The organism is Shewanella sp. MMG014, from assembly GCF_018100775.1.
In the GTDB taxonomy this organism is placed as follows: domain Bacteria; phylum Pseudomonadota; class Gammaproteobacteria; order Enterobacterales; family Shewanellaceae; genus Shewanella; species Shewanella japonica.
In genome coordinates, this window is record NZ_JAGJDZ010000015.1 from 31,191 (window position 1) to 44,940 (window position 13,750).

The window sequence follows — 13,750 nt, forward strand, 5'->3', positions numbered from 1 at the left end:
AAAATGAACGTTGAAAACTTACTCATTGAAGTGGGTACAGAAGAATTACCACCAAAGGCATTACGTAAATTAGCTGAATCATTTCTCGCTAATTTCACCGAAGAACTGACCAAGGCAGAGTTAGCATTTACCAATGCAACTTGGTATGCAGCCCCTCGCCGTTTGGCAATTAGTGTTGAACAACTTGCTGTTGCTCAAGCTGACAAAGTGGTTGAGAAACGCGGACCTGCAGTCGCTCAAGCATTTGATGCTGAAGGTAACCCAACGAAAGCCGCTATGGGCTGGGCTCGTGGTAACGGCATTACTGTTGAACAAGCTGACCGTCTTAAAACAGACAAAGGCGAATGGTTATTACACCAAGCTAAAGTGGTTGGTGTTGAAACCAAGTCTTTAATTGCTGCAATGGCACAAAAGTCATTAGATAAATTACCTATCCCTAAGCCAATGCGTTGGGGTAGTAATACAACACAATTTATCCGCCCAGTTCATACTGTCACCATGCTGTTAGGTGATGAACTCGTTCCTGGTGAATTGTTAGGTATCGAATCAGCTCGCACTATTCGTGGTCATCGTTTCATGGGTGTTGATACTTTTGAGCTAGAACACGCTGATAACTACCTCTCGCAATTAGAAACTGAAGGTAAAGTCTTAGCTGATTACCAACGTCGTAAGGATATCATCAAGCTAAATGCTGAAGCTGCCGCAAAAGAGATTGGTGGTATTGCTGATCTTGAAGATGATTTACTTGAAGAAGTCACTGCATTGGTTGAATGGCCTGTTGTGTTAACAGCAAGCTTTGAAGAAAAATTCTTAGATGTCCCAGCTGAAGCCTTGGTTTACACCATGAAAGGCGACCAGAAATACTTCCCAGTATTTGATGATGCAGGTCAGTTGTTGCCTAACTTTATCTTCGTAACGAACATCGAATCTAAAGATCCTCAGCAGATTATTTCAGGTAACGAAAAAGTAGTTCGTCCTCGCCTTGCTGATGCAGAGTTCTTCTTTGAAACAGATAAAAAAGAGTCATTAGAAACGCGTTTAGCCAGCTTAGAGTCTGTTGTTTTCCAAAAACAGTTGGGCACGATTAAAGCCCGTGTTGAGCGTATTTCTGCAATGGCTGGCTACATTGCCACTAGCATAGGTGCAAACAGTGAAGAGGCCGCTCGCGCAGGTCTACTGTCAAAGTCTGACTTGATGACGAACATGGTAATGGAGTTTACCGACCTTCAAGGCACCATGGGCATGCATTACGCCCGCTTAGATGGTGAAACTGAAGCTGTCGCAGTTGCCTTAGCAGAGCAATACAAGCCTAAGTTCTCTGGCGATACTGTACCAACGGCACCGATTTCAATCTGTGTTGCGCTGGCAGAAAAGCTAGATACGCTAGTCGGTATTTTTGGTATTGGTCAAGCACCAAAAGGCGCAGCGGATCCATTTGCACTTCGTCGTGCTGCTATTGGTATTTTACGTCTTTGCTTAGAGAACAACTTACCGTTAGATTTAGTTGACTTGATTGCTAAAGCTAAAGAGTTACACGGTGAAAACCTCACTAATGACAAGGTATCAGAGCAAGTTCTTGAGTTCTTTATGGGCCGTTTCCGTGCATGGTATCAAGATCAAGGCGTGGGTGTTGACGTGATCCTAGCTGTTCTCGCACGTAAACCAACCGCACCGGCAGATTTTGAAAGTCGCATCAAAGCTGTGGCTCACTTTAGAACCCTAGAGCAAGCCTCAGCGCTTGCGGCAGCGAACAAGCGTGTATCGAATATCTTGGCTAAGGTTGAAGGAGAAATCCCAACCAATATCGATTCAAGCCTATTAGTCGAAAGTGCTGAAAAAGCATTAGCAGATAAACTGACTGAGCTTCAGCCACAGCTGGCACCATTATTTGCAGCAGCAAACTACCAAGAAGCGCTCGCATTATTAGCGAGCCTACGTGAAAGCGTTGATACCTTCTTCGAAGATGTAATGGTTATGGCAGATGATGCAGCACTTAAGAATAACCGTTTAGCACTTCTTAATAGTCTACGTGAGCAATTCTTACATGCCGCTGATATTTCATTATTACAATAATGATATCTGAGTCATCACAAAAAAACGCGCCTTAAGGCGCGTTTTTTTATGGCTAACGTCAGTGTAGATTAAACGAAAATCCAACTAAAGTTACATTATAGAGTGATTAACTTTTGATGCAGTAACTCAAACTCATCATGGCTAATAGCGACTTGAGAAAGCAACTGTGCCTGCGCCTGCTCTGTCAACTTATCCGCCTGTTTAAGCATCGAACATTCACTAATGATATTGGCACGCCATATAATCAAAGCCATGCTATCTGTTGGTTTGTGATGACAGTTAGCCAATTGGGTTAACGGCACTTCAAATTCAGCGGGCAATTGCCAATATTTAACAAGCAATGCGCTGAGTCCTAATGACTTGGTCGTCATGACTTGTTTGAACAATACCGAACTAGGCTGCTCACCAGGTTCAGCTTGTCGAAACGCTTCAATCATCATTTTAAAAATGGCTATTTTGCCAACATCATGTAGTAAGCCTAAAAAGAATGCCGTATCGCCATCATGTTCTGCAAGTTCATTAGCCAAAAATGCAACCTGCATAGAGTGGCGCCAAATTTCAGCGCCAAAGCGTCTGAAATAAATAGGCTTAATGTTAATCATTTCCTTCATTAAGCTTGTTCGTACAAATAGTTGTAATTGGCTTAAACCAATCTGCACAACAGCTTGTTGCAAGCTGGTGATTTGCTTATCAGAACGTTTGAAAGCACTCGAATTACACAGCTTCAATACTTCAATACTCAATACCGGATCTTGCTCTATCAGCAGAAGCAAAGCCTTGGTATCGACATCTGATTGGGCTATTTGTCTGTCCACTTCTGATAATCGACTAGGCAGTTTAAGCACCTTTTCAGCAATCGCTTGCGGCGCTGTAAAAGCCTGTTCAATTTTAGCCAGCACACTGCGCTCTAAGTCATTTGCCATTGCACCAGTATCTTGGCTACTTGATGGAAATAACAAACTATAAAACAGTGCACTAGCATCAAGAACACTTGTCGGCACGGTAACGGAGGCTTGCTCAGAAGTTTGCTGAGGACGAGCTTGTTTTGGCCTAGACGCAACTTGGGCATTAGCTGAACGTTTTAATAATACAGATTGTTGACTGTCTAATGATTTAGCCGCATTGACCTCTTGGGTCGGACGAACATTAAACAACTTATAAAATAGCTTTTTAAACATAACAAAATACCACTTAGACAGGTAACAGCATTGGAAAAAGCAGATTTAAAAGGGTTAAAACTAAAAATGGGTGCCACTTGGCACCCATTTAATTTAACACAGACGCATTATACGTCTAGGTTAGCAACGTTTAATGCGTTGGTTTCAATAAAGTCACGACGAGGCTCAACTTGATCGCCCATCAAGGTCGTAAATAATTGATCCGCACCGACAGCATCTTCAATAGTCACTCGTAGCATACGACGAGTTTCAGGATCCATTGTGGTTTCCCACAACTGCTCAGGGTTCATCTCACCCAATCCTTTATAACGTTGAATGTATAAACCACGTTTCGCTTCAGACATCGTCCAATCAAGCGCTTCAATGAAGCTCTCAACTTCTTTCATGCGTTCGCCACGCTTGATGTAACCACCTTCTTCAATCATACCGTCTAACGCTTTGCCTAATTTGGCAATAAGTGCGTAATCGTTAGATTGGAAGAAGTCGTAACTAAATAGGTAGTTAGTATCAATACCATGCTTACGGATCGTTAAGCTCGGTAAGTAAACTTGACGTTCTGGATCTAATACAGGTTCAATGCTGTAAATCACACCGTCAGATTCAATTTCAATTAAGTCAGCGACGAATGCATCACACCACTGCTTCATTTGCCCTTCATCAGCAAGCATTTCATTACTAATGCCAGGATGATGGATCATACGATTGGTAATTGACTCTGGGTAGCGCTTAGCAAGACGCTCAATAATCGCTTCAACTTCACGGTACTGACTTACTAAACGCTCTAATGGTTCACCAGACATACCTGGCGCACCTGGCGCTGGATAAATATGGGTACCATCTAACGCTTGAGTCGTTAAATATTCTGTCAACGCAGGTTCATCTTTCAGGTATTGCTCTTGCTTACCTTTTTTCACTTTGAATAAAGGCGGTTGAGCAATGTAAATGTAACCACGCTCAATAAGCTCAGGCATTTGACGGAAGAAGAAGGTCAACAACAGCGTACGAATGTGCGAGCCGTCGACGTCAGCATCGGTCATGATGATGATGTTATGGTAGCGTGTTTTCTCAGGGTCGTAATCGTCACGGCCAATACCACAACCTAATGCAGTAATCAGTGTGGCAACTTCCTGTGAAGATAACATTTTATCAAAGCGCGCTTTTTCAACGTTTAAAATTTTACCTTTAAGCGGAAGAATCGCTTGGTTTTTACGGTTACGTCCCTGCTTGGCTGAACCGCCAGCAGAGTCCCCTTCCACTATGTATATTTCAGAAAGACCAGGGTCTTTCTCTTGGCAATCTGCAAGTTTACCTGGCAGGCCACCTAAATCTAATGCGCCTTTACGACGAGTCATTTCACGGGCTTTACGAGCGGCTTCACGAGCTCGCGCGGCATCAACGATTTTGCCTACAATTAACTTAGCATCGACTGGGTTTTCTAATAGGTAGTCATTTAGCTGCTCACCCATTGTTTGTTCTACCGCGCCTTTCACTTCACTAGAAACCAACTTGTCTTTGGTTTGCGAGCTAAATTTAGGATCTGGCACTTTAACTGAAATAACCGCAGTCAAACCTTCACGAGCATCGTCACCCGTAGCATTGGTTTTGCCTTTTTTATTGAAGCCTTCTCGCTCCATGTAGTTATTTAAGTTACGTGTTAGTGCACCACGGAAACCCGCTAAGTGAGTACCACCATCACGTTGTGGAATGTTGTTTGTGAAACAGAAAATGCTTTCTTGGTAACCATCGTTCCATTGCATTGCCACTTCAACAGTAATGCCATCTTCACGCTCTTGGGTGAAATGGAAAACATCTTTGTTGATTGGGGTTTTGTTACGGTTTAGGTAATCAACGAATGCGCTGATACCACCATCGTATTTGAAGAACTCATTTCGCTCATCGCGTTCATCAACAAGACGAATACCAACACCTGAGTTTAAGAATGATAATTCACGCACACGTTTGGCAAGAATATCAAAATGGAACAGGGTATCAGAGAAGGTTTCTGGGCTAGGCCAAAAACGGATAGAGGTACCCGTTTTATCTGAATCACCGACAGGTGTGATAGGAGTTTCAGGTACGCCCATTGTATAAAACTGTTCGTAAACCTTACCATTACGACGAATGGTCATTTGCAGTTTTTCAGACAGTGCGTTTACTACCGACACACCTACACCGTGCAAGCCGCCTGATACTTTATAAGAGTTATCATCAAACTTACCACCGGCATGAAGTACGGTCATAATAACTTCAGCAGCAGAAACACCCTCTTCTTCATGAACCTCAACAGGAATACCACGGCCATCATCCTGTACTGACACAGAGCCATCAGCATGAATGGTAATAGTAATGTCATTACAGTGGCCAGCTAAGGCTTCATCGATAGAGTTATCGACCACTTCGAATACCATGTGATGAAGACCTGTACCATCGTCTGTATCACCGATGTACATCCCTGGTCTCTTACGAACTGCATCAAGGCCTTTTAATACCTTAATACTCGAAGAATCATAACTATTCTCTGACATATTTCTCTCTCGTTTTTATTCAACTACCGTGACTTGCCCATGTTCCACATGAAACATCTTACTTGGCGGGCTTGCCAGCGAATCGACTATTGCTACAGGATCAATCGCTGTGACAAAAATTTGTGCACCGGTTTCGGTTAACTGTTTTAGCAATAGTTGCCTATGTTGTGCATCCAACTCAGATGGAAGATCATCCACAAGGTAAATACTATGCTTGTTCTGTTGTTCTTGAAGCAACTTGCCTTGTGCAATGCGCAGTGCACAGACTAATAATTTTAACTGTCCTCGGGATAATGCATCCTGCACAGGTAAGTTGCCTACACGCAATCTCAAGTCCGCTTTATGCGGTCCACTACCCGTATTTCCCGAAGATAAATCTCTGTGATATTGAGTTTCGAGTAACTCAGCAAAATCCGTTTTGCTATCCCAGCCACGAGTAAAAGAAACCTTAATATCAACTCGTGGTAAAAACTCTCCGATTATACCCTTAAGTAGCTCATTTAACGAGTCTACATATTGATTTCGTATCGAAGTAACTTGTTCAGCATACCGCACCAATTCCTTATCCCAAAATTGAATTGTTGCATAAGAAGAACCATCTCTAAGGAGTTGATTTCTTTGCTTTAAAATCCGTCTTGTATTCACCCATGCTTGATAGAAACTCGCATCAGAGTGAAACGCGCCCCAATCGATAAATTGTCGACGTGCTTTTGGCCCTTCAAAAAGTAATGAAAAACTTTCTGGCGTGATAACTTGAATCGGTAAAGTTTCTGCCAAAACAGATAAACGCTTCACTTTATCGCCATCTAATTTGACATCAATATCGCCATTGCGAAATCGCCTTAAGCCTAATTTCGCCTCACCGGTTTGCATCTCAAGTTGTGCAAATAAAGTAAGGTTATCTTGTTCAATATTGATCACTCTTTGGGATAAATGACTACGAAACGAACGCCCCATGCCTAAAAAATAAATCGCCTCCAATATACTGGTTTTTCCACTGCCGTTTTCTCCATAAATCAAGTTTAATCCTGATTCAGGTTGCAATGACGCAGAAAGGATATTGCGAAAGTTGGCAATATTAAGACGGGCTAAACTCATGGGTGCTAATTTCTCAAACCTATGGTGATGCAGTAAAACTAAAAAAGGTGCCTTAATCTAGCACCTTTTTGGGTTCTAAAACGTCGTGAAACGTTATCTTACATTATAAACGCATAGGCATAACCACATACATTGAATCTTCTTCGACGTGGTTTTCTATTAATGCGCTTGAGTTTCCATCAATCAGCGTGATTCTGACATCATCACTGGCTAAATTGTTCAATACATCGAGTAAATAACTCACGTTAAACCCTATTTCTAGGTTGTCAGCATTGTATTCAACATCAATGATCTCTTCCGCTTCTTCTTGCTCTGGGTTATTCGCAGTTATACGTAATAATCCTAGTTCAAGCTGAATACGCACGCCACGAAACTTTTCATTGGATAAAATCGATGCACGTGTGAGCGCTTGTTTTAAATGATTACGGCTCGCCACCACAATTTTATCGCCGCCTTTTGGTAATACTCGGCGGTAATCAGGAAAACGTCCATCAACAAGCTTACTGGTAAATACAGCATTTTGCGTTGTTGCACGAATGGCGCTATCACCAATAGCAATGGTAATTTCACTGTCCTCACTTTCAAGTAAGCGAGACATTTCAACCACACCTTTACGTGGCACGATGACTTGCTTTTCAGGAAGGCTAATGTCGATATTACGATGACTTAATGCTAGACGGTGTCCATCTGTCGCAATCGCTTTTAACGAGTTACCCGCAGTTTCAAAAAGTAAGCCATTTAAATAGTATCGAACATCTTGGTTCGCCATTGAGAACTGGGTCGAATCAATAATCGACTTCAATGTACCTTGTTTAAGACTAAACTCGATATCGGCTTCAAAGGCTTCAACATTGGGGTAATCACTTGCAGGTAAAGTCGCCAGTGAAAAACGACTACGACCAGAACGTAATAGCCACTTGTTATCTTGCTGCTCAATTTTGATTTCGACTTGTTCAGGAAGTGACTTGACGATATCGAGTAGCTTTTTAGCTGGCACAGTTGTTCGGCCAGTTTCAACTTCACCTTGAATGGCCGCTTGGCCAACAAGTTCTACTTCTAAATCAGTACCTGTAAGCTTAAGTGAGGACTCACTAACTTCGACAAGTAAATTTGATAAAATAGGTAAGTTGTGGCGTCTTTCTACTGCACCACACACTAATTGAAGTGGTTTTAATAGGGCATCCCTATCAATTGAAAATTTCATTCGTCTCAATTTCCTGATATTAAGAAGATAATGTACGTATCAAGTTAGCATAATCTTCTTTAATGTCATGACTTTCTTCACGCAATTGGGCAATTTTTCTGCATGCGTGTAATACGGTAGTATGATCACGACCCCCAAAGGCGTCACCAATTTCAGGTAAACTTTGGTTTGTTAACTCTTTTGATAATGCCATCGCGACTTGACGAGGTCTCGCTACACTGCGAGAGCGACGTTTAGATAGCATATCAGCCATTTTGATTTTGTAATATTCAGCAACCGTTTTTTGAATATTATCTATGGTCACTAACTTTTCTTGTAGCGCGAGTAAATCACGTAATGCTTCACGGACAAAATCAATCGTAATTGGTCGGCCAGTAAAGTTAGCATTCGCAATAACACGATTTAACGCCCCTTCTAATTCACGCACATTTGAACGTAAACGTTTGGCAATGAAAAATGCCACTTCATCAGGCAAATTAATGCCACTTTCTTGTGCTTTACGCATTAAAATCGCTACACGGGTTTCAAGCTCAGGTGGTTCGATAGCAACTGTTAAGCCCCAACCAAAACGTGATTTTAAGCGATCTTCAACCCCATCAATTTCTTTCGGGTATTTATCCGAAGTCAAAATGATCTGATGGTTACCCTCTAATAGTGCATTGAAGGTATGAAAGAATTCTTCTTGTGAACGATCTTTATTGGCAAAGAATTGAATATCATCAATAAAAAGCGCATCAACACTACGGTAATAACGTTTAAAGTCTTCAATAGCATTATTTTGTAGCGCTTTAACCATGTCTTGCACAAAGCGTTCTGAATGCATGTAGACCACTTTTGCATTGGGATTGTTTTTGATAATCCCGTTGCCTACAGCATGTAATAAATGGGTTTTACCTAAACCGGTGCCGCCATATAAAAATAACGGGTTATAAGCACCGCCAGGATTTTCTGCCACTTGCAGTGCAGCAGCTTTACCTAATTGGTTTGATTTACCTTCAACGAAATTATCAAACTGATAAGTAGGATTGATATTACTGCGGTGGTTAGCATGCTCAACGGGTTCCGCTTGAGTATTAAACGCAGTGCTAACACGTTGCTTAGTTTGTGTGCTTTGTGTTGGCCTAACTTCTGCTTTTACAGGCTCAGGCGCTCTCACAGCAGACGGGCGGCTACCAATATCAAAGCGCAGTTTAGGGGCATTACCACCTAACTGTTCGGTAAAAAATTGATTAATGATATTGATGTACTTATCTCGAACCCAATCAAGTACAAAACGATTAGGTGCATAAAGTACCAAGGTATCGCCATCCATTTCAGCCTGTAACGGACGGATCCACATACTGAATTGCTGCGCAGAAAGTTCGTCTTGCAGCCTGCCGATACATTGTTGCCAAAGTGAAACCGCCACTTAATATTCCTTAATATCGTTTGTTGAAGGAGGGCTATTCTATCGTTAGATCTCAATGATCGCTATCGATAAAAAAAATTTTATCCCCAAGCAGATCATTGTATGTGGATATCTGTGATCTTTAAAGATCAAAAACGATCCAATTAATGTGATTTGTTCACAGATCCTGCTTTATTAACCGATCACTCTTGATCTATAATAGCCGCGCTTTGATCTGGTTAAACAGCCTTTGATCCACTACATATAGTGTTGGTACACAGAGTTATCCACACTGTATAGTGCATTTTTGATGTTTGCCTCAAAGTTAATTAGGTAAAAATTGTTCATATAGCCACTTTCCTTGTTGACGGTAGTGATTAAAGTGATTACAATTCGGCCTCTTTTTTGCCCTTACCTCTTATTTTAAGAATGTAAGGTTTATTAACTACTAAATATACGGATTGCCAAAATGAGTAAACGTACTTTTCAACCAAGCAACCTGAAGCGTAAGCGTTCTCACGGCTTCCGCGCACGTATGGCCACTGTAGGCGGCCGTAAAGTGATTGCACGTCGTCGTGCAAAAGGTCGCGCTCGTTTATCTGCTTAATCAGTAGATAACCATAGTGACTAGCTATGCTTTTACGCGGGAGTTACGTCTGTTAACTCCCGCGCAATTTAAATCTGTATTCTCAAATCCTATCAAAGCATCTTCTGCTGAAATAACTCTGCTCGCTGTACCTAATTCTGAACAACATCCTCGTATTGGATTAACAGTTGCAAAACGTTTTGTTAAAAATGCCAGTGATCGCAACCGAATTAAGCGAATAATCAGAACAAATTTCCGTTTAAATCAGCACGACATTCCAAATCTTGATATTGTTGTCTTGGTTAGAAATGGTGTGGTCGATATGGAAAATGCAGAATTACACAAGTTAACAGAGAAGTTATGGCGCAAGCTCAGTCGCCGTTACAATGGCTAGCCATTAAGGCTGTTCGTGGTTACCAACTTCTTATCAGCCCCATGCTGGGTCCTCGCTGTAGATTCAACCCAACGTGCTCTTATTATGCGATTGACGCAATAAAAACGCATGGAACAGTGAAAGGTTGTTGGCTTGCAGCGAAACGCATACTAAAATGTCACCCTTTACATCCCGGCGGAAGTGATCCCGTCCCCCCTAAAAATGACAGGTGTAACAAATAGGCTATGGAATCTCAACGCAATTTAATGCTTATCGCACTACTGTTTGTCAGTTTTTTACTTTGGCAAGCATGGCAAGACGATAAAGCACCGCAACCAGTCGCGACACAAACTACGGTTGCTCAAACGAATGATGTACCATCGCACAGCAATAGCGATGTACCCGATGCAGATTCAAGTATGCCTGTTCAATTACCGGCAACTCAAAATCTGATTGAAGTTAAAACCGATCAGTTAGACATTAAAATTGACCCAGTCGGCGGTGATATTGTTTATGCTGCTTTGGTTGACCATAAAGTTGAAATTGATAGTAATGACCCATTTGTTCTTTTAGAGCAAAATGGCGCATTCAACTATATTTCTCAAAGTGGTTTAATCGGTCGTGATGGTATTGATAGCAGTACTCACGGACGTGCACACTTCTCTGCAGAGTCAGAACTTTATCAATTAACTGATGGTCAAGATACGTTATCTGTACCACTAAGTTATGTGGATGCAAATGGCGCAAGCTATACCAAAGTATTTACTTTCACCCGTGGCCAATTTGATGTGACTGTTGATTACAACGTAAACAACACCACTTCAGCGCCGCTTCAAATGCAAATGTACGGTCAAATTAAACAAACGGTACAAGCATCTGAAAGTAGCATGATGATGCCAACATACCGTGGTGCAGCATTCTCGACTCAAAGTGTACGCTATGAAAAATATGACTTTGAAGATATTGCTAAGAGTAACCTAAACCAACAAACATTAGGTGGTTGGGCAGCGATGCTTCAACATTACTTCGTGTCAGCTTGGGTACCACCAGCAAACGATTCAAATACTATCTTCTCTAGCATGAGTGCGGGTGGCCAAGCTAATATTGGTTTCCGCGGCGCAGTACATGATATTGCTCCTGGTGCACAACAAACGATTAGTGCTCAGTTCTTCGTTGGTCCTAAAGACCAAAAAGCACTTTCAGACATTTCTGAAACATTAAACTTAGTTGTTGATTACGGCTTCCTTTGGTGGCTAGCAATTCCTATCTACAAACTATTGATGTTCTTCCAGTCGATTGTCACTAACTGGGGTGTTGCAATTATCCTAATTACGCTTTCTGTACGTGGTATTTTATACCCACTTACAAAAGCGCAATACACTTCAATGGCTAAGATGCGTAACTTGCAGCCTAAGCTTGCAGAGTTAAAAGAACGCTTTGGTGATGACCGTCAGAAGATGGGTCAAGCAATGATGGAGTTGTACAAGAAAGAAAAAGTTAACCCTATGGGCGGCTGTCTTCCTATCTTGCTACAAATGCCAATTTTCATTGCACTATACTGGGTATTACTAGAAAGTTATGAGTTACGCCATGCGCCATTCATGCTTTGGATTGACGATTTATCGGTTCAAGATCCTTACTACGTATTGCCACTACTAATGGGTGTGTCTATGTGGTTAATGCAAAAAATGCAGCCAATGGCACCAACCATGGATCCAATGCAAGTGAAAATGATGCAATGGATGCCAGTTATCTTTACAGTATTCTTCCTATGGTTCCCATCAGGTCTAGTACTTTACTGGTTAGTAGGTAACTTAGTCGCAATCACACAACAAAAGATTATTTATGCAGGTCTTGAGAAAAAAGGCTTAAAATAAGTCATAGCTCAAACTGATATAATCTTTAAAGGCGGCTATTGAGCCGCCTTTTCATTTATTAAATTTAAACAAAGGTTTTCCTCAATGACAGACACTATCGTGGCACAAGCAACCGCACCAGGTCGTGGCGGTGTAGGTATCATTCGTATTTCGGGTGATAAAGCCGCTGATGTAGCACAACAGGTGTTAGGCCATTTACCTAAAACCCGTTATGCCGATTATTGCGATTTTAAAAATGCTGCTGGTGATGTTATTGACCAAGGAATTGCTTTGTTCTTTAAAGGGCCTAACTCCTTTACTGGTGAAGATGTATTAGAACTTCAAGGCCATGGTGGTCAAATCGTTTTAGACATGCTCATAAAGCGTGTAATGGAAGTGGATGGTCTTCGCATTGCTAAACCAGGTGAGTTTAGTGAGCAAGCCTTTATGAATGACAAGCTTGATTTAACCCAAGCTGAAGCTATCGCTGACTTAATTGATGCCACCAGCGAACAAGCTGCTAAAAGCGCCTTAAACTCGCTCCAAGGTGAGTTCTCAGATGAAGTACACCAACTTGTCGAACAAGTCACTAACTTGCGTTTATACGTCGAAGCGGCGATTGACTTCCCAGATGAAGAAGTCGACTTCTTATCTGATGGTAAAATTGCTAATTCACTTTATAACATCATCGACAAACTCGATTCAGTTCAAGCCAGTGCTAAACAAGGCTCGATTATCCGTGAAGGAATGAAAGTTGTCATTGCAGGACGTCCTAATGCGGGTAAATCTAGTCTGTTAAATGCCCTTGCTGGTAAAGAATCAGCCATTGTGACCGAAATTGCGGGTACCACACGTGATGTACTGCGTGAGCATATCCACTTAGATGGCATGCCATTGCATATTATCGATACTGCAGGCTTACGTGATACAGCCGATACGGTTGAAAAAATAGGTATCGAACGTGCTTGGGATGAAATAGCCACAGCAGACCGAGTGCTATTTATGGTTGATGGCACCACAACTACAGACGTAAATCCACATGAAATCTGGCCAGATTTTATCGACCGCCTCCCCGCTAAACTTGGCGTTACTGTGGTGCGAAATAAAGCCGACTTAACGGGTGAGCCTGTCATGACAACTGATGAGCACGGCTACAATGTTTACCGTATTTCAGCTAAGACAGGTTTAGGCGTTGAGGAACTTAAACAACACCTAAAATCCTTAATGGGTTATCAAAGTAATCTTGAAGGTGGTTTTATAGCCCGTCGTCGTCATTTAGAGGCATTAGATCTCGCTTCAAGCCATTTGCAATTAGGTAAAGAACAACTTGAAGTTTACTTGGCAGGCGAGTTACTTGCAGAAGAGCTCCGTATGGCGCAAATGGCCTTATCAGAAATCACAGGTAAATTTACCTCCGATGATCTCCTCGGTAAAATCTTCAGTTCATTCTGTATTGGTAAGTAACACAAT

Annotated in this window: 11 protein-coding genes; 6 read left to right on the plus strand and 5 right to left on the minus strand. The window is 41.8% G+C overall.

From position 1 onward, the window contains the following. The first annotated feature begins 3 nt into the window (after window positions 1-3). A complete protein-coding gene (gene glyS / locus J8L86_RS19335; protein WP_211031314.1) occupies window positions 4-2,073 on the plus strand; it encodes a glycine--tRNA ligase subunit beta in 2,070 nt (689 codons plus the stop codon). Window positions 2,074-2,168: 95 nt separating this feature from the next. On the opposite strand, the gene J8L86_RS19340 is transcribed toward glyS, so the two are convergent. The 5 genes from J8L86_RS19340 to dnaA form a co-directional block, all read right to left on the minus strand. Next, on the minus strand, window positions 2,169-3,251 hold the full coding sequence (locus tag J8L86_RS19340) for an HDOD domain-containing protein (protein WP_211031315.1): 1,083 nt from the start codon (window positions 3,249-3,251) through the stop codon (window positions 2,169-2,171). Between the two features lie 107 nt (window positions 3,252-3,358). After that, window positions 3,359-5,776: a DNA topoisomerase (ATP-hydrolyzing) subunit B gene (gyrB, locus tag J8L86_RS19345; RefSeq protein WP_055025479.1), complete on the minus strand. Its 2,418-nt coding sequence runs from the start codon at window positions 5,774-5,776 to the stop codon at window positions 3,359-3,361. Between the two features lie 15 nt (window positions 5,777-5,791). Beyond that, window positions 5,792-6,874: a DNA replication/repair protein RecF gene (gene recF / locus J8L86_RS19350; protein WP_065108806.1), complete on the minus strand. Its 1,083-nt coding sequence runs from the start codon at window positions 6,872-6,874 to the stop codon at window positions 5,792-5,794. Window positions 6,875-6,977: 103 nt separating this feature from the next. Further along, complete coding sequence (dnaN, locus tag J8L86_RS19355; RefSeq protein WP_211031316.1) at window positions 6,978-8,078, minus strand: DNA polymerase III subunit beta; 1,101 nt, start codon at window positions 8,076-8,078, stop codon at window positions 6,978-6,980. A gap of 19 nt (window positions 8,079-8,097) precedes the next feature. After that, window positions 8,098-9,486: a chromosomal replication initiator protein DnaA gene (gene dnaA / locus J8L86_RS19360; protein ID WP_055025476.1), complete on the minus strand. Its 1,389-nt coding sequence runs from the start codon at window positions 9,484-9,486 to the stop codon at window positions 8,098-8,100. Between the two features lie 448 nt (window positions 9,487-9,934). Between dnaA and rpmH the strand changes: the two genes are divergently transcribed. From rpmH to mnmE, 5 genes are all read left to right on the plus strand, one after another. After that, window positions 9,935-10,072 carry a 50S ribosomal protein L34 gene (gene rpmH / locus J8L86_RS19365; RefSeq protein ID WP_011867659.1) on the plus strand — a complete coding sequence of 46 codons (138 nt, stop codon included), beginning with the start codon at window positions 9,935-9,937 and terminating at the stop codon, window positions 10,070-10,072. Between the two features lie 16 nt (window positions 10,073-10,088). Beyond that, the gene (gene rnpA, locus J8L86_RS19370; RefSeq protein ID WP_055025475.1) at window positions 10,089-10,445 is read left to right on the plus strand and encodes a ribonuclease P protein component; all 357 of its coding nucleotides are present in this window, start codon (window positions 10,089-10,091) and stop codon (window positions 10,443-10,445) included. Continuing rightward, the gene (yidD, locus tag J8L86_RS19375; RefSeq protein WP_119969590.1) at window positions 10,412-10,666 is read left to right on the plus strand and encodes a membrane protein insertion efficiency factor YidD; all 255 of its coding nucleotides are present in this window, start codon (window positions 10,412-10,414) and stop codon (window positions 10,664-10,666) included. Before rnpA ends, yidD begins: the two co-directional genes overlap by 34 nt. Before the next feature lie 3 nt (window positions 10,667-10,669). Further along, window positions 10,670-12,301: a membrane protein insertase YidC gene (yidC, locus tag J8L86_RS19380; RefSeq protein ID WP_211031317.1), complete on the plus strand. Its 1,632-nt coding sequence runs from the start codon at window positions 10,670-10,672 to the stop codon at window positions 12,299-12,301. Between the two features lie 84 nt (window positions 12,302-12,385). After that, a complete protein-coding gene (mnmE, locus tag J8L86_RS19385) occupies window positions 12,386-13,744 on the plus strand; it encodes a tRNA uridine-5-carboxymethylaminomethyl(34) synthesis GTPase MnmE (RefSeq protein WP_211031318.1) in 1,359 nt (452 codons plus the stop codon). Window positions 13,745-13,750: the final 6 nt, after the last annotated feature.